This is a genomic window from Pseudomonadales bacterium (genome assembly GCA_024234165.1).
Classification (GTDB): domain Bacteria; phylum Pseudomonadota; class Gammaproteobacteria; order Pseudomonadales; family UBA5518; genus UBA5518.
Window position 1 is genome coordinate 490,144 of sequence record JACKOP010000002.1, and the last position, 17,365, is coordinate 507,508.

General features: G+C 64.2%; 10 protein-coding genes. 3 read left to right on the forward strand and 7 right to left on the reverse strand.

The annotated features are described in order from the left end of the window. The 4 genes from H7A12_07940 to H7A12_07955 all read right to left on the reverse strand — a co-directional run bounded on the left by H7A12_07940 (window position 1) and on the right by H7A12_07955 (window position 9,212). Window positions 1–4,725 carry a glutamate synthase subunit alpha gene (locus H7A12_07940; GenBank protein MCP5320740.1) on the reverse strand — a complete coding sequence of 1,575 codons (4,725 nt, stop codon included), beginning with the start codon at window positions 4,723–4,725 and terminating at the stop codon, window positions 1–3. Between the two features lie 240 nt (window positions 4,726–4,965). Beyond that, window positions 4,966–6,408 carry a nitrogen regulation protein NR(I) gene (ntrC, locus tag H7A12_07945; GenBank protein MCP5320741.1) on the reverse strand — a complete coding sequence of 481 codons (1,443 nt, stop codon included), beginning with the start codon at window positions 6,406–6,408 and terminating at the stop codon, window positions 4,966–4,968. Further along, window positions 6,395–7,504 (reverse strand): nitrogen regulation protein NR(II), encoded by a 1,110-nt coding sequence (glnL, locus tag H7A12_07950; protein ID MCP5320742.1) that lies wholly within the window; start codon window positions 7,502–7,504, stop codon window positions 6,395–6,397. The genes ntrC and glnL overlap by 14 nt, the downstream gene beginning before the upstream one ends. 82 nt (window positions 7,505–7,586) lie before the next feature. Next, window positions 7,587–9,212 (reverse strand): FMN-binding glutamate synthase family protein, encoded by a 1,626-nt coding sequence (locus tag H7A12_07955; protein MCP5320743.1) that lies wholly within the window; start codon window positions 9,210–9,212, stop codon window positions 7,587–7,589. Between the two features lie 12 nt (window positions 9,213–9,224). Here H7A12_07955 and H7A12_07960 point away from each other — a divergent pair, with 12 nt between their 5' ends. Next, a complete protein-coding gene (locus H7A12_07960) occupies window positions 9,225–10,040 on the forward strand; it encodes a TIGR00153 family protein (protein ID MCP5320744.1) in 816 nt (271 codons plus the stop codon). 95 nt (window positions 10,041–10,135) lie between these two features. After that, complete coding sequence (locus H7A12_07965; GenBank protein ID MCP5320745.1) at window positions 10,136–10,843, forward strand: type 1 glutamine amidotransferase; 708 nt, start codon at window positions 10,136–10,138, stop codon at window positions 10,841–10,843. A gap of 148 nt (window positions 10,844–10,991) precedes the next feature. On the opposite strand, the gene H7A12_07970 is transcribed toward H7A12_07965, so the two are convergent. Further along, window positions 10,992–13,847 carry an aconitate hydratase gene (locus H7A12_07970; GenBank protein ID MCP5320746.1) on the reverse strand — a complete coding sequence of 952 codons (2,856 nt, stop codon included), beginning with the start codon at window positions 13,845–13,847 and terminating at the stop codon, window positions 10,992–10,994. A 227-nt stretch (window positions 13,848–14,074) separates the two neighbouring features. Between H7A12_07970 and H7A12_07975 the strand changes: the two genes are divergently transcribed. Further along, window positions 14,075–14,569, forward strand: coding sequence for a methylated-DNA--[protein]-cysteine S-methyltransferase (locus tag H7A12_07975; GenBank protein ID MCP5320747.1), 495 nt, complete (start codon window positions 14,075–14,077; stop codon window positions 14,567–14,569). A 394-nt stretch (window positions 14,570–14,963) separates the two neighbouring features. Here H7A12_07975 and H7A12_07980 read toward each other — a convergent pair whose 3' ends face one another. Further along, entirely contained in the window at window positions 14,964–15,716 is a 753-nt protein-coding gene (locus H7A12_07980) for a phosphatase PAP2 family protein (protein MCP5320748.1), read from the reverse strand. 301 nt (window positions 15,717–16,017) lie between these two features. Next, complete coding sequence (locus H7A12_07985; protein ID MCP5320749.1) at window positions 16,018–17,253, reverse strand: alkaline phosphatase family protein; 1,236 nt, start codon at window positions 17,251–17,253, stop codon at window positions 16,018–16,020. Window positions 17,254–17,365: the final 112 nt, after the last annotated feature.

The window sequence follows — 17,365 nt, forward strand, 5'->3', positions numbered from 1 at the left end:
TCAGGCTCGCGCCCTGGTAGTGGTGTCGCCCGCATTGCCACTGCTGTCGGACCCGAGCAGCGCGCGACGGTATTCGTGAGGAAACACCTTGATGAATTTCGTCCGTTCCACCGACCAGTGATCGAGGATCGCACGGGCCCGCATGGATCCCGTCCAGCGGTGATGGTCTTCCAGCAGTCGCACGAGCAGGACCTCGTCGGCCTCGCCGGTGTGCCGTGCAATGCCGGCGATCTGCTGCGCCTGCGGCGTCAGCAGCGGATCGAGTGCGACCTGGGCCGTGTTGCAGCGGCGGGCAAAGTCGCCATCCTCGTCATACACGAAGGCAACCCCGCCCGACATGCCGGCGGCGAAGTTGCGACCGGTACGCCCAAGCACCACTACCGTGCCGCCGGTCATGTATTCGCAGCCGTGATCCCCGGTACCCTCCACCACCGCCGTTGCACCCGAGAGGCGCACGCCGAAGCGTTCACCCGCGACGCCACGGAAAAATGCCTCGCCCGCAGTGGCTCCGTACAGCACGGTATTGCCAACGATGATGTTCCGTACGGCATCGCCACGGAATTCATCGTGCGGGCGCACGACGATCCTGCCGCCGGAAAGGCCCTTGCCCGTGTAATCGTTGGCCTCGCCGACCAGACAGAACGTGATGCCTCGCGCCAGGAAGGCGCCGAAACTCTGCCCGCCCGCACCCTCGAACCGGATCCGGATGCTGTCATCCGGCAGCCCGTCCGGATGCAGCCGGATCAGTTCACCCGAGAGCATCGCGCCCACCGTGCGGTTGACGTTGCGTACCCGCTCGATGAAGCGCACCCTCTCGCCGCCGTGCAGGGCAGCGCGTGCCTGCGAGATCAGGCGCACATCGAGCGCCTTGTCCAGACCATGATCCTGCGTCTCCACATGCAGGCGCGGCACCTCGGCCGGCACCGGCGAGCGGGCGAAGATCCGACTGAAATCGAGCCCTTTCGCCTTCCAGTGCTCGATACCCTGGCGGGTGTCGAGCAGGTCGGCACGACCGATCAGATCGTCGAAGCGGCAGATGCCGAGTTGCGCCATGATGCGGCGCGCCTCCTCGGCCACGAAAAAGAAGAAGTTCACCACGTGCTCCGGCTTGCCGGAAAACCTGCTGCGCAGTACCGGGTCCTGCGTGGCGACACCGACCGGACAGGTGTTCAGATGACACTTGCGCATCATGATGCAGCCCGACACCACCAGCGGCGCCGTGGCAAAGCCGAACTCGTCGGCACCGAGAAGCGCAGCGATCACCACGTCGCGACCGGTCTTCATCTGCCCATCGGCCTGCACCCGTACCCGCCCGCGCAAACGATTGAGCACCAGTGTCTGCTGCGTTTCGGCAAGACCCAGCTCCCACGGTGTACCGGCGTGCTGGATCGAGGACCACGGCGAGGCGCCCGTACCGCCGTCGTGGCCGGCAATGACGATATGGTCGGCCTTGGCCTTGGCCACACCGGCTGCGACCGTACCCACGCCGACTTCCGACACGAGCTTCACCGACACGTCGGCACGAGGATTGACGTTCTTCAGATCATGGATCAGTTGCGCCAGATCCTCGATCGAGTAGATGTCGTGGTGCGGTGGTGGCGAGATCAACCCGACGCCCGGCACCGAATGACGCAGCCTGCCGATGTATTCCGACACCTTCTCACCGGGCAGCTGGCCACCTTCACCGGGCTTGGCGCCCTGCGCCATCTTGATCTGGATCTGATCGGCCGACATCAGGTAGCCGGTGGTGACGCCGAAGCGTCCCGACGCCACCTGCTTGATCCTCGAGCGCAGGCTGTCACCTTCGGCGAGGGTGTAATCCACCTCGACCACGTCACCGATCACGTCACGCAGCTTCGTGCCGTCGCGAATCGCCTCACCGCGCAGCTCGGCGCGATAGCGGGCCGGATCCTCGCCGCCTTCACCGGTGTTGCTCTTGCCACCGATGCGGTTCATGGCTATCGCCAGATTCGTGTGTGCTTCGGTCGAGATCGAACCGAGCGACATGGCGCCGGTGGCGAAGCGCTTGACGATTTCCGCCGCCGGTTCCACGTCTTCCAGCGGAATCGAGCGTGCAGGGTCGATACGCAGCTCGAACAGGCCGCGCAGCGTCATGTGGCGCCTGGACTGGTCGTTGATGATCTGCGCGTATTCCTCGAAGGTCTCGTAGCGGTTGCTGCGCGTGCCGTGCTGCAATTTGGCGATGGCGTCGGGCGTCCACATATGCTCCTCGCCACGGCTGCGCCACGCGTACTCTCCGCCGGCATCCAGCATGTTCGCCAGCACCGGGTCGTTGCCGAAGGCCTGGTGGTGACTGCGCAGCGCTTCCTCGGCGACTTCGAAGATGCCGATGCCGCCCACCCGGCTGGGTGTGCCGTTGAAATAGGCTTCGACCAGCGACTGGCTGAGGCCGATGGCCTCGAAGATCTGCGCACCGCAATACGACATGTAGGTGCTGATGCCCATTTTCGACATGATCTTCGACAGACCCTTGCCGATCGCCTTGGTGAAGTTGGCAAGCGCCTTCTCGGGGGCGAGACCCAGCCTTGGCGCGAGATCGCTCAGGGTCTCCATGGCAAGCCACGGATGCACGGCCTCGGCACCGTAGCCCGCGAGCACGGCAAAGTGGTGCACTTCACGCGCGGTAGCCGTTTCCACCACCAGACCCGCGGCTGTACGCAGACCGATCCTCACCAGATGGTGGTGGATGGCCGCGAGTGCGAGCAGCGCAGGGATGGCGACATGGTCGCGATCCATGTGCCGGTCGGTCAGGATCAGGATGTTGCAGCCGGCACGGATGGTCTCCTCCGCCTCGGAGCGCAGGTACGCGATGCGTGCCTCCACGCCTTCCTTGCCCCAACTGGCCGGATAGCTGATGTCGATCTCGCAGGAGCGGAACTTGCCGCCGGTGTGCTTCTCGATGCTGCGCAGCCTGGCCATGTCGGCAAAATCCAGCACCGGTTGCGTCACTTCCAGGCGCATCGGCGGATTCACCGCATTGATGTCGAGCAGGTTGGGTCGCGGCCCGATGAACGACACCAGCGACATCACCACCGCTTCACGGATCGGGTCGATGGGCGGATTGGTCACCTGGGCGAACAGTTGCCGGAAATAGCTGTAGAGCGGCTTGCTGCGTGCCGAGAGCACCGCGAGCGGGGCGTCGTTGCCCATCGAACCAATGCCTTCCTCGCCACCGGTCGCCATCGGCGTCAGCAGCAGCGCAACGTCCTCCCGCGTGTAGCCGAAGGCCTGCTGACGATCCAGCAGCGATTCACGGAACAGCATGGGCTCGGCTCGGGCGTCGATGCTGTCCAGCCGGATGCGCACATTCTCGATCCACTGGCGGTAGGGCTTGGCGGAAGCGAGCAGGTTCTTCAGCTCCTCGTCCTCGATGATGCGTCCCTGCTCGAAGTCGATGAAAAACATCCTGCCCGGCTGCAGGCGCCACTTGCGCACGATGCGGCCTTCCGGAATCGGCAACACACCCGCTTCCGAGGCAAGCACCACCAGGTCGTCGTCGGTGACGACGAAGCGCGCCGGGCGCAGTCCGTTGCGATCCAGCGTGGCGCCGATCTGGCGGCCATCGGTGAACACCATCGCCGCCGGACCATCCCACGGCTCCAGCATCGAGGCGTGGAATTCGTAGAACGCACGCCGACGCTCGTCCATCAGTGCGTGCTGCTCCCAGGCTTCGGGAATCATCATCATCATGGCGTGAGCCAGCGGGTAGCCGGCCATGACCAGCAGCTCCAGCGTGTTGTCGAAGGTCGCCGTATCCGACTGGCCCTCCATCGTGATCGGATAGAGTTTCTTCAGATCGGCACCCAGCACCGGCGAGTTCATCACGCCTTCGCGAGCACGCATCCAGTTGAAATTGCCCTTGAGCGTATTGATCTCGCCGTTGTGCGCCACCATCCGGAACGGATGCGCCAGAGGCCACGACGGGAATGTGTTGGTCGAAAAACGCTGGTGCACCAGGGCCAGCGCCGATACCAGCCGCTCATCCTGCAGATCGAGGTAATACTTCCCCACCTGGTCGGCCAGCAGCAGGCCCTTGTAGACGACCGTACGGCAGGACATGCTCGGCACGTAGTATTCGAAGCCGTGGGTCAGGTCGAGACTGGTGATCTTGGCCGACGCCGTCTTGCGAATCACGTAGAGCTTGCGCTCCAGCGCATCGGGCACGAGGATGTCGGCGCCGCGCCCGATGAACACCTGGCGGATCACCGGTTCGAGGGCGCGTACGGCGGGTGACATCGGCATGCCGTGGTCGACCGGCACGTCGCGCCAGCCGAGCAGCACCTGCCCTTCCGTGCGGATCGCGCGCTCCAGTTCGTGCACGCAGGCCTGGCGCGAAGCCGCCTCCTTGGGCAGGAAGACCATGCCGACACCGTACTCGCCGGGGGGTGGCAGCGTGACGCCCTGGCGCGCCATTTCGGCACGGTAGAACTCGTCCGGAATCTGGATCAACAGGCCCGCCCCGTCGCCCATCAGGGGATCGGCGCCGACCGCTCCACGGTGGTCGATGTTCTCCAGGATCCTGAGGCCCTGGATCACGATGCCGTGCGATTTGACTCCCTTGATATGGGCGACGAAGCCCACGCCGCACGCGTCGTGCTCGGCATCGGCGTACAAGCCCGCGTCGCGGGCCGTGCGGATTTCCTCGGGAGTGGCCATCGCGGCTGTCTGCCGGGAAAGCCGGGCTTGCGACACGAGCTGGGTCATGCTGACGCTCCACATCGATGCACACGGGATGGACTGCTTCGCGGGCCTCGCCCCGGAGTACGACACGTCCTTGCTTGCCACTTTAGCAGCAATGTTCAGCAGCAATGTTCGTGCCAAATGGTCGATGTGCGATTCAAGGGGCTTTGTGGCAGGCGAGGCGCGCCGGCGCACGACGCGTGCACCCAAAGCGTGCATTCATGCCCCATTGCTGGGCAGCGTCGGGATCGGTGACCGGCGCCTTCAGTCTTCGTCCCCATCGCCATCGCCATCGCTGGCCACGTGGCGATCCATGCCGAGCTCCTTGATCTTGCGCGTCAAGGTATTGCGACCCCAGCCCAGCAATTCTGCGGCGTCCCGGCGCCGCCCTGCCGTGTGGCGCAGCGCCACGTCGAGCATGACGCGCTCGAACGCGGGCAGGGCTCGCTCGAGCAAGCCACGCTCCCCCTGTTCCAGTGCCTGACCGACCCAGCGGGCCAGGGCGACCTCCCAATCGGCAACGCCTTCGGCACCCAGCTTCGGGACCAGCAGTTCCCGCGGCAGATCGCTCACCTGCACCTCGCGACTGGGCGCCATCACCGTGAGCCAACGACAGACGTTCTCCAGTTCCCGCACGTTGCCCGGCCAATCGAGCTGGCCGATGTACTGTTCGGTTTCCGGCAGCAGCACCCGTGGTTCGACGTTCAGCTCACGAGCAGTCCTCTGCAGGAACAAGACCGCGAGTTGCGGGATGTCCTCGCGCCGCTCGCTCAGCTTCGGCAGGTGGATGCGAATCACGTTGAGGCGGTGGAACAGATCCTCACGAAAGCGACCCTGACGCACCAGACTCTCCAGGTTCTGGTGCGTGGCGGCAATGATGCGCACATCGACCTGCACCACCGAATGACCACCCACCCGATAGAAGCTGCCATCGGCCAGCACCCGCAGCAACCGGGTCTGGGCTTCCAGCGGCATGTCGCCGATCTCGTCCAGAAACAACGTGCCCCCGCCGGCCTGCTCGAAGCGCCCGGGGCGCTGCACGGTTGCACCCGTGAATGCACCTTTTTCGTGCCCGAACAACTCGGATTCGATCAGGTCGGGTGGGATGGCTGCCATGTTCAACGCGATGAAAGGTTGCTGGGCGCGTGGACTGTGCCGGTGCAATGCCCTCGCTACCAGCTCCTTTCCGGTACCTGACTCGCCATGGATCAGCACCGTGATGTGTGACTGGGACAGACGCCCGATGGCACGGAACACGTCCTGCATCGCGGGCGCCTTGCCGATGATCCCGGTCTCCTGAAATGCGGCCGGAGCCGGCGGTGTGGCAGAGCCCTGGTGCGCCTGGGCCAGTGCACGGCGAACCAGCGTCAGCGCATCATCGAGGTCGAACGGCTTCGGCAGATACTCGAAGGCGCCTCCCTCGTAGGATTTCACCGCACTGTCGAGGTCGGAGTGCGCGGTCATGATGATCACCGGCACCTGCGGGCAAACCTGCCGGATGTGCGCCAGCAACTCGAGCCCGCTCACACCCTGCATGCGGATGTCGCTGAGAATCACCTGCGGTTGCTGCTCGGCAAGCCTGCGCAGCGCCGCATCACCGCTGCCGAAGGTCGCAACCTCGAGGTCCGCCTGCGAGAGCGCCTTTTCGAGCACCCAGCGCATCGACTTGTCGTCATCGATGACCCAGACCTGATCACGAGGGGGCATGCACGAAAACTCCTTCGGTTGCACCGGGGACCGGCTCAAAGGGAATCAGGATCCTGAACACGGTATGGCCTGGCGCGCTGTCGCATTCGATCAGGCCGCCGTGCTGCTGCATGATCGATTGTGCAATCGGCAGGCCAAGACCGGTGCCCCGCGATCGCCCGGTGACCATCGGGTAGAACAGCGTCTTGCGCAAGCTCTCGCTGATGCCGGGACCGTTGTCCTCTACCTCGATCAGGCATACCAGGCGGTGCCTGTAGCCTCCGATCGTGAACTGACGCAGCACCCGTGTACGCATCACGATGCGCGGTCTGTGCAGAACAGGGGATTCGCGCACGGCCGGATTTTCCAGCAACGACTGGGCGGCGTTGCGCAGCACATTGAGCATCACCTGTATCAACTGATCCATGTCGGCCCACAACTCGGGCAGGCTGGGGTCGTAGTCCCGTTGCACTGACAGCGCATCACCGGTCTCCGCCTGCACGACGACACGCACGCGTTCGAGCACCTGATGGATGTTGATCCATCTGCAATCGGGCGGTTTGCGCGGACCGAGCATGCGATCGACCAGATTGCGCAGACGATCGGCCTCGCTGACGATGATCCCGGTGTATTCGCGCAGTTCCGGGTCGTCGAGCGCCCGTGCCAGCAGTTGCGCTGCCCCACGAATACCGCCCAGCGGATTCTTGATCTCGTGCGCCATGCCGCGCACCAGCGCATGGGTCGCCTGGTTGGCAGCCAGCAGACTGTCCTCCCGGCTGATGCGCAGCAGGCGATCCAGTGGCTGCAGCTCCATCAGAAGCTGCCGCGGGCGGCCATCGACATCGCCCATCGGCGTGACCGTATAGTCCACCAGGGCAGCCTGGCTGCTGCCGGGAACACGCAGTCGCGCCTCACGCCGGGTATGCGGGCGCTGCTCCTGCAGGGCATTGCGCAAATCCTCGATGCTCCAGCCGGCATCGTCGAAAAACCGGGCGAGCGACTGTCCGAGCAGATGCGAGACGCTGGTAGCGAGCAACTGCTCGGTGGCCGGGTTGGCGTAGCGTACGCACAACTGCTCGTCCAGCAGCACGACTGCCGTGGAAAGATTGTCCAGCAGGCGGCTGCCGGACTCGTCGATTCCTTGAACACCCGGCTGCGAGTCTCCCCTGCTCACGATCGGCCACCTCCCGGCAGGTGCATCACATCAACTTGCTGCGCCGACGGCTGACTACCTGCGCGGGCGGCGCGAAGGTATCGCTGCGCGATGTGTTCCAGAACGCACGGAACACGGCGTGTTCGGAAACCCGCGCTTGCAGCAGGTCACCCGGCTGCAGGTAACGGTAGAGCGCTCCCAGCGACTGTACCTTGCGCGTCGATACGCGCCGCAGGATATGCTCCGGTCCGAGTTCGTCCGGATGGTTCAGGCCCGCGGCGCTCAGCAGATCCCGCAACGCCTCCATGGTATTGCGGTGGAACGCGTATACACGCGTCGACTTGTCGGGAACGTCCAGATGTTTCCAGCGCTGCGGATCCTGCGTTGCGATTCCCGTCGGGCAGCGGTTGGTGTGGCAGCTCAGCGCCTGGATGCACCCCAGTGCAAACATGAAGGCGCGCCCGGCGTTGCACCAGTCGGCCCCTAGCGCGAGCGTTCGCGCGATGTCGAACGCGCAACTGACCTTGCCGGCTGCACCAATACGGATGCGATCGCGCAAGTCCAGGCCGACCAGCGTGTTGTGCACCAGCATCAGGCCTTCTCGCATCGGCAGTCCGACGTGGTTGATGAACTCCGCCGGCGCGGCACCGGTGCCTCCTTCGGCCCCGTCGACCACGATGAAATCAGGCAGGATGCCGCTCTCGTGCATCGCCCGTGCGATGCCGAACCATTCCCACGGATGGCCGATCGCGAGCTTGAAGCCGGTGGGCTTGCCTCCCGACAGTTCGCGCAGCCGCGCCACGAACGCGAGCAGCTCGAGCGGTGTGGAGAACGCCGTATGGCGTGCCGGTGATACGCAGTCCTCTCCCATCGGCACTCCGCGCGTGGTTGCGATCTCCGCACTCAGCTTCGCTGCCGGCAATACCCCACCCTGGCCGGGCTTGGCGCCCTGCGACAGCTTCAGCTCGATCATCCTGACCTGCGCATCGCGCGCCTGCGCCACGAAACGCTCCTCGCTGAAGCTGCCGTCCTCGTTGCGGCAACCGAAATAGCCGGAACCGATCTCCCACACCAGATCACCACCGTGCTCGCGGTGATACGGAGAAATCGAACCTTCGCCTGTATCGTGATAGAAGCCTCCACGTTTCGCGCCGGCGTTGAGCGCGCGGATTGCCGCTGCCGACAGCGCACCGAAGCTCATCGCGGAGATATTGAACACGCTGGCCGAATACGGCTGCGCACCACCGGCGCCGATGGTGATGCGGAAATCGGCCGACTCGATCCGGGTGGGCGCCAGCGAATGGCTGATCCACTCGTAGTCCTCGGCGTAGACATCGCGCAGCGTGCCGAACGGACGCACGTCGTTGGTGTGCTTGGCACGCTGGTAGATCAGCGCGCGCTGCTCGCGTGAAAAGGGCGCCTGCTCGGTATCGGCCTGGATGAAGTACTGGCGGATCTCGGGTCCGATGGTCTCCAGCCCGTAGCGGAAGTGTGCAAGGATCGGGTAATTGCGCCGCAGCGTGCTCTTGCGCTGCAGCACATCGAGCGTACCGAGCAACATGAACGCGACCGGCAGGATCACGCTCCACCACCATTGCGGATCGCGCATGGTGAGCACCAGCGCAGCGAGCGTGAGCACGATGCTGGTGAAATAGGCAAGATGACGGGACATGGACGCTACCGCTTGCATGGCTGGAGTTGGCCACCAAAGCATAAACGATCCACCGTCCGCCCCCGTCGCATGCGGCGTGACAAAGCGGATTGCAGCCGCCGCCCGCTCCCGCTACCTTGCATGCTCGCGTCGAATCAAACCGAGGTGCCTGACGTGGACTCCATTCTCGAACTACTTCGCAAATCCCCGTTCGGGCCGCTGGCGCGGCATACCGAGCAGGTCCACGACGCCGTGACCCTGATCCGGCCGCTGGTCGAGGCGTTCACAGCCGGGGATTGGGACAGGACCGCAGAAGTCAGCGAACGGATCGGCGAACTCGAACACCAGGCCGATCTGATCAAGAACGACATCCGGGACAACCTGCCCAAATCCGTGTTCCTGCCGGTTGATCGCAGCGACGTCCTGCGTTTCCTGCGCATCCAGGACCGCATCGCGGATTCGGCCGAGGATGTGGGTGTGCTCCTCACGATGCGCCATACGCCGACCCCGCAAGGCATGCAGCAGGGCGTGCTCACGCTCGTCGGCAGCGTGATCGATACCGGCGACGCCTGGTTCAACGCGGCGCAGGAGCTGTTTTCACTGCAGCAGGCGTCCTTCACCGGCTCGAAGGTCGAAAAGGTGATACTGCTGATCAACGAGGTCCGCGAACGCGAACGTGAAGCCGATCGCCACCAGGCCGCCGTAACCCAACAACTGTTCGGCCACGAACCGGAAATCGGTCCACTTTCCATCATGCTGTGGATGAACATCTTCCGCGCGCTCGGCATGATCGCGAACTACGCGGAAAGCACGGCGGACCAGTTGCGCCTGATGCTTGCGAGGCAATGACGAGCGCCGCAGCCCGCGGGTACAGAGCACTCCGCACCCTTCTTCTCCGGAACCGGTCCGCAACCGGCAGCACCAGCGCGCAGCCAGACCCAACCATGAAACCAGTCGCCATCTTCCGTCATTTTCACAGCGAAGGCCCAGGCTATCTGGCCACGTTCCTGGACCGCCACTCGATTCGCTGGCGACTCGTTCGCATCGATGAAGGCGAAGCCGTGCCGGCATCGATCGACGCCTTTTCCGGACTGGTTTTCATGGGTGGACCGATGAGCGTGAACGATCCGCTACCCTGGATCGAACCGTCGTGTGCCTTGATCCGCACGGCCGTCACCGCCGATCTACCGGTGCTCGGCCACTGTCTCGGCGGCCAGCTCATCGCCCGGGCGCTCGGCGCTACCGTTGCGAGATGCCCGGTCAAGGAAATCGGCTGGGGCATGGTGCGCGTGCTGGACAACGCCGAATCGCAACGCTGGTTCGGCGACCTGGACTGCTTCGAGACCTTCCACTGGCACGGCGAGACCTTCAGCATCCCGCCTGGAGCCACACGCCTGCTGGAGAGCGAACACTGCGCCAACCAGGCCTATGCGCTGGGCAACGTCTTCGGCATGCAGTGCCACGTCGAGATGACGGAGGCAATGATCCGCCAGTGGTGCCAGGATGGTGCTGGCGAAATCGCCGCCGCGAACAGTCTGGCCGTGCAATCGCCCACGCGAATGCAGGCCGGCATGACAGCCAAGGTCGCAGCCCTGAATGCGGTGGCCGACCGTCTCTACACCTGCTGGGCCGAAGCACTGACGCGCGACTGAGCAGCCCCCGGAAGTCGTCGAACCGCAGTGCCCCCGTCGGCGATCGACTGCGCGCCGCGAACAGCCCCGCTGCCGGCATCGGGGATCGCGCGGCGCAGGCCCGCACCCCCCACGCCTGACGCGAGTGCGCCCGGCGCCTGGCAATGCATCAGGCCAGCAACTGCTGCAGCACGTAGGGCAGGATGCCGCCGGCACGGAAGTAGTCGACCTCGATCGGCGTATCGATGCGCAGCGTCAGCTTCAGCGACTGTCTGCTGCCGTCGGCACGCGTGATCGTCAGCTCCGCATCGCCCTGCGGCGTCAGATCCTGCGCCAGCGCGATGTCGATCAGCTCGTTGCCCTCGAGGCCGAGGCCTTCCCACGAGTCTCCGGACTTGAACTGCAGCGGCAGCACACCCATGCCGACCAGGTTGGAGCGGTGGATGCGCTCGAAGCTCTTCGCCACCACGGCCTTGATTCCCAGCAGTTGCGTGCCCTTGGCTGCCCAGTCGCGGCTGGAACCGGTGCCGTATTCCTCGCCGGCGAAGACCACGGTCGGCACGCCGGCGTTCGTGTAGTGCATCGCGGCATCGAAGATGTCCTTCTTCTCGCCCGAGGGTTGCACCTGCGTGAAGCCACCCTCCTCCCGGCTGGCGTCGGCCTTCGGCGGGATCATCAGGTTCTTGATGCGCACGTTGGCAAAGGTGCCGCGCATCATCACCTCGTGATTGCCGCGCCGCGAGCCGTAGCTGTTGAAGTCGGGCTTGCCCACCCCGTGGCCGATCAGCCAGCGTCCGGCCGGCGACTTCTCCTTGATGCTGCCAGCCGGTGAAATGTGGTCGGTGGTCACCGAATCGCCGAACAGCGCCATGATGCGCGCGCCGTGCACCGAATAGCGCTCGCCCGCATGACCGCCTGCCGCCTGCATGCTGAAGTGTTCGAAGAACGGCGGCTCGGCGATGTAGGTGCTGGTCGGCCAGTCGTAGACCTGCCCGCTGACGCCATGGATCGCTTCCCACAACGCGCCCGGCTCGCTGGCGATCCGCGCGTAGTTGGCACGGAAATGTTCACCGTTGCGCGCGTACTTCAGCAAGGCATCCACCTCGTGGCTGTTCGGCCAGATGTCGCGCAGGAACACCGCGTTGCCGCTCGCATCCGTGCCGAGTGGCTGCGTCATCAGATCGACCATGACATTGCCGGCAATCGCGTACGCAACGACCAGCGGCGGGCTCATCAGGAAGTTGGCCTTGACGTTGGGATGGATGCGCGCCTCGAAGTTGCGGTTGCCCGAGAGCACGGCGGCACACACGAGGTCGTTGTCGCTGATCGCCGCGTTGATCTCCGGTGCCAGATCGCCCGAGTTGCCGATGCAGGTGGTGCAGCCGTACCCCACCAGATCGAAACCCAGTTTCGCCAGGTACGGCAGCAGACCGGTCTCTGCGAGATAGTCGCTGACGATGCGCGAACCCGGCGCGAGCGAGGTCTTCACGTGCGGCGCCACCGTCAGACCCGCCTCGACCGCCTTTTTGGCCAACAGGCCCGCAGCCAGCATCACGCTGGGATTGCTGGTGTTGGTGCAACTCGTGATCGCGGCAATCAGCACATCGCCGTTTCCGAGTTCATAGCTGAGCGGCACATGGTGCGGGTGATCGGCAGCCTCCGAGTGCGTGGTGGGCAGCAGCGGCTTGTTCGCAACCATCTCGGACACCGACCGCGGCGCACCGTCGGGCGTGGGGCCCGCCTCGTCCGCACTCGGGCCTCCATCTGGTACCACCGTGACGCGCCGCTCGAGCGTATCGGCCGGACGTGAAAAACCGCTCTGCTCCATCGGCATCGAATAAAGGCGCCGGAACTGCGCCGCAGCGTGATCGAGATCGATGCGGTCCTGCGGGCGGCGTGGGCCCGCGAGGCTGGGTGTGACCGTCGCCAAGTCGAGCGTGATCACCTGCGAGTAGTCGAGCTCACCGGCTGCGGGCACGCCGAACAGGCCCTGTGCACGGAAATATGCCTCGACGGCCTCCACCTCCTCGGGCGTGCGGCCGGTGTCGCGCAGATATTCGAGCGTGCGTTCATCGACCGGGAACAGGCCCATGGTCGCACCGTACTCGGGCGACATGTTGCCGATGGTTGCACGGTCCGGCACGCTCAGCGAGCGCGTGCCTTCGCCGAAATACTCGACGAACTTGCCGACCACCTTGTGCCTGCGCAGCAGTTCGGTGACGGTGAGCACCAGGTCCGTGGCCGTGCAGCCTTCGCGCAGCCTGCCCTTCATTTCGAAGCCGACCACGTCCGGCGTCAGCAGATACATCGGCTGGCCGAGCATCGCCGCCTCGGCCTCGATACCGCCCACGCCCCAGCCCGCCACACCCACCCCGTTGATCATCGTGGTGTGGCTGTCGGTGCCTACCAGCGTGTCCGGGTAATACAGGCCGTCTGCCGTCCTGTGGATGCCCTTGGTCAGGTACTCGAGGTTGACCTGGTGACAGATGCCAAAGCCCGGTGGCACCACCCGGAAGGTGTCGAAGGCCTGCATGCCCCACTTCATGAATTCGTAACGTTCGCGGTTGCGCTGGAACTCGAGCTCCATGTTCTTCGCCAGCGCACTCGCGTTGCCGTAGTAGTCGACGGTGATCGAGTGATCGACGACCAGGTCGACCGGCACCAGCGGCTCCACTCGCTTCGGATCCTTGCCGAGGCGCTGCGCCGCCGAGCGCATCGCTGCCAGATCGGCCAGCAGCGGCACGCCGGTGAAGTCCTGCAGCAGCACGCGCGCAACCGTGAACGGAATCTCTTCGGTGCGCACGGCATTGGGCTGCCAGCGCGCGAGCTGCTCGACGTGCTCGCGCGTGATCTTCCTGCCATCGCAGTGCCTCAGCACCGATTCGAGCACGATGCGGATCGAGACCGGCAGCCGCGCGACACCCGGGAACTCCTCGGCCAGCGCCGGCAGCGAAAAAAGCCGACCCGTCCTGCCTGCAGTCGAGAAGTTCCGGATCTTCGAAGCAAAGGGATGTGAAGTCGCCATGGTGTACCTCCTGCTAGTGCCGCCAATACCCGAGTCGATGCCGTCCGGATTGTCGCAGTGACGGCACCAGTTTGCCACGCCTCGCACGGCCTTACATGTCGACCAAGCGCATTGAGCGAAAGAATCAAAGCGCTAACATGCTAGCAACCGTGAACGACATCGCGAGGCAAGCGGACATGAACGCATTGATCTTCACGCTGGAACACCTGGCCAGCCCGATTGGTCCGATGCTGCTGGTGACCGACGACCAGCATCACCTGCGTGCTCTGGAATGGCTCGACCACGAATCACGCATGCAGGCCTTGCTGCAGCGCCATTACAGGCATGAGGTGGAGTTGCGCGAGCCCACCGGACGATCAGCGCCACTGCTTGCCGTGCAGGCCTATTTCGACGGCGACATCACGGCCATCGACGCCTTGGCGGTAGCCATGGGAGGCACCGAGTTCCAGCGCAAGGTCTGGACGGCGCTGCGCGACATACCAGCGGGGCAAACGTGGAGCTATCGCGAACTTGCCGCGCGTATCGGCCAACCGAAGGCCGTTCGCGCCGTGGGCATGGCCAACGGTGCGAACCTCATCGGCATCGTGGTGCCCTGTCACCGCGTCATCGGCAGCGATGGTTCGCTCACGGGCTACGGTGGCGGACTGCAGCGCAAGCAATGGCTGCTCGACCACGAGCGTCAGGCCTTGCGCGGTGGGTTGCAAGGGCAAACCCACACGTAGGTCGGCATTCATGCCGATTGATATTCGTGGGTCGGCATTCATGCCGACTGGGGATTCGCATCGGCACCTGTCGGGTTGAAACCCGACCTACGACGATTCGTAGGTCGGCATTCATGCCGACAGGAGATTTGCGTCGGCACCTGTCGGGTTGAAACCCGACCTACAACGATTCGTGGGTCGGCATTCATGCCGACAGGAGATTTGCATCGACACCAGTCGGGCTGAAGCCCGACCTACAACGATTCGTAGGTCGGCATTCATGCCGACAGGAGGTTTGCATCGGCACCAGTCGGGCTGAAGCCCGACCTACAACGATTCGTGGGTCGGCATTCATGCCGACTGGGGATTCGCATCGGCACCTGTCGGGTTGAAACCCGACCTACGACTGCAATGATCACGGTGCGGCTCGGTCATCAAGACGCAGTGCCTCGGCTTCGGCTGCACAGTCACGCGTGACTGGCTGCGGCTGACCGCGCAATTCGCCCACCTCGGCCTTTGCAGCCTGCAGTTGCGCCAGAAAAGTCGGATCGGCCTGCAGTCGGGCGTAGGTCGCACTGCCCACCAGCATTCCCTGCACGGTATCACTCGCCCAGTGGGCACCACAGATCACCCGGCTGCGCGCAAACGCAAAACCGCGCTCCTGGATCGCGGTGGTTCGATCCGGCACCAGCTCGCTCAGGATCAGCGCCCAGACCCAGCCAATGGCGGAATGACCCGATGGGTACGAGCCGTCCTTTTTCAGCATCGCCTCGTCCTGGGGGAAGCAGGTGTGCGCGTCGTGAGCGACAAAAGGGCGCGTCCGCTGGTAGTGATTCTTGGCCCTGGAAGTAGCCACTGCCGCGTCACTGAAGCTGCGCCGCAACAGCGTGGCCAACTGTGGCGAACGATTCGGATCGACCTCGAAGCCTGTCGCGCACGCGAATGCATTCAATGACCTCGGAAACCTCAGATCGGCGTCGCGGGTTGCCACCCCCCCGCGCGGCCCGTCCGCAAGCGCTCGCGTGGCAATGTACGCCGCTTCGTCAGCCTTCCCGGCTGCACTGTCCGTGGCGGGTGGTGGTGGGAGTATTGCCAGGCTGTCCGGCAACGCGTCGTGCGCCAGATAGCCCTTCGGAAAACCAGGAAACAGCTCGCCGATTTTTGCCATATCCGTCAAAGGCACCGGTTCGGACCGCTGGTGCACGCAACCCTGCAGCGCGACGCACACGATGCCCAAGGTGCAAATGATCGAAACAAGTTTCTTGTTAGCCATCTTCATCGTATCCCTCACCTCTTTCGAGCCATCGGAGCGTAGGTCGGCATTCATGCCGACGGATGTTCGTGGGTCGGCATTCATGCCGACTGGGGAATTCGCATCGACATCTGTCGAGTTGAAACCCGATCCACATCGTTGAAACCCGACCTGCGTCACCTCGGGTTGCGAAGCGTTTGCTTTGCACCATTCACAATCACTTCAGCCGGTTTCCACGCCAGGCGGCGATCAACGGCACACGCATTTCTGCCTCGCTGGGCCCGCCGTGCATGCCAACGAAGTGCATCGATGTACCGTCACCGACGACTTCGACAAGGGTAACGGGTTTCCGCGGCACAAGAATATGGGTACCCAGCCTGCCGCTCAGCGCATCACCCCTCCCGAACCAGCCCGCCTCGAGCAATCCCCGCGCTGTATGCACGGTAAAGGTATCACCCAGCTCGGCGGCAACCGTCCCGGCAAAGCCCTCTCTCGCCGCTTCACGTACGTGGCAGAACGGAACGCGCGGTTCACCGCTCAACGGGCGCTCCAGGCATGCTGCCAGTGCCGGATGGTCATTGAGTCGCAGTTGATCTGCTGCTGCGATGTCGATGAATCCATGATCTGCCGTCGCAAACACCAGTACATCGCGCTGACGTACCCGCTCGACGAGCTGCCCGAACCAGGCATCGAGCCGATGCACCATCGCACGAGCCTTCTCGCTCGCACAACCGGCCAGGTGGCTCACGGTATCGAAATGCGGCAGATAGACGAAGACGCTGGCCGGACCGTTCGCCTCGTCCAGCAGCGCTTCGACCTGGTCGCAGACTTCGTCGAGACTGTGGTAACCGATGATGGTCGAGCCAGCGTATGCATGTCGTGAAAAAACGGTATCGGCTATCTGGATCGGCAGCACGGAAAATGCCGGCGCTGCGGATCGAACCATCCAGGGCACCCATTCCCAGACATCCTGTGCCTCCACGCTACGCGTCGGATCGCCGGGAACATCCATGGGCAGGGTCTGGATGATCTCACCCAATCGCTCGGCCCACATCAGCCAGGCTGGATTGCCGTGCATTGCCGGTGGCGCCGCAGCCGACAGGCTCGACAGGGCTGGCGCCGTACTCGACGGAAACACCGAATCGAGGGAACGCCACCTGAAATGCGACAGAACACCGCCCGGTGCGTGCATGGCAAGCAGCTGCTCGCCCAGGCCATCCATGAGTACGAATACGGCCTGCTGCGCAGATTCCAGCGCAACGGCAAAAGTCTCGTCGGCCAGGAGCGGAAAATCAGCCGCAACGCCGGATGGCGTCTGTGGCCGGCCGGTACCCGACGCTGGCGCAGCAAAACGCGCTGCCAACGAAGCCGCCAGTGACGCAATGCTCGTACCGCGTGTGAAATCCGTGGGCGCCGAGCGCATCAACGATGAAGAAGATTGCTTCAACAGCATGCCCCTACCCCGCCTGTATAGCCTGATCGCACGGCGACGATTGGTTGTGAGCAGCTATGGTATCAGCGCTGCGCCGGCGGCTGCGTCGCGTCATCGAGCGCTAACGTACGAT

What these genes read in the sequence shown, in the direction of transcription:
- H7A12_07940 (MCP5320740.1), bottom strand. Translation starts at nt 4,725, where the DNA reads ATGACCCAGCTCGTGTCGCAAGCCCGGCTTTCCCGGCAGACAGCCGCG.
- ntrC (MCP5320741.1), bottom strand. Translation starts at nt 6,408, where the DNA reads ATGCCCCCTCGTGATCAGGTCTGGGTCATCGATGACGACAAGTCGATG.
- H7A12_07955 (MCP5320743.1), bottom strand. Translation starts at nt 9,212, where the DNA reads ATGTCCCGTCATCTTGCCTATTTCACCAGCATCGTGCTCACGCTCGCT.
- H7A12_07965 (MCP5320745.1), top strand. Translation starts at nt 10,136, where the DNA reads ATGAAACCAGTCGCCATCTTCCGTCATTTTCACAGCGAAGGCCCAGGC.
- H7A12_07970 (MCP5320746.1), bottom strand. Translation starts at nt 13,847, where the DNA reads ATGGCGACTTCACATCCCTTTGCTTCGAAGATCCGGAACTTCTCGACT.
- H7A12_07975 (MCP5320747.1), top strand. Translation starts at nt 14,075, where the DNA reads ATGCTGCTGGTGACCGACGACCAGCATCACCTGCGTGCTCTGGAATGG.
- H7A12_07980 (MCP5320748.1), bottom strand. Translation starts at nt 15,716, where the DNA reads ATGGCAAAAATCGGCGAGCTGTTTCCTGGTTTTCCGAAGGGCTATCTG.
- H7A12_07985 (MCP5320749.1), bottom strand. Translation starts at nt 17,253, where the DNA reads ATGCTGTTGAAGCAATCTTCTTCATCGTTGATGCGCTCGGCGCCCACG.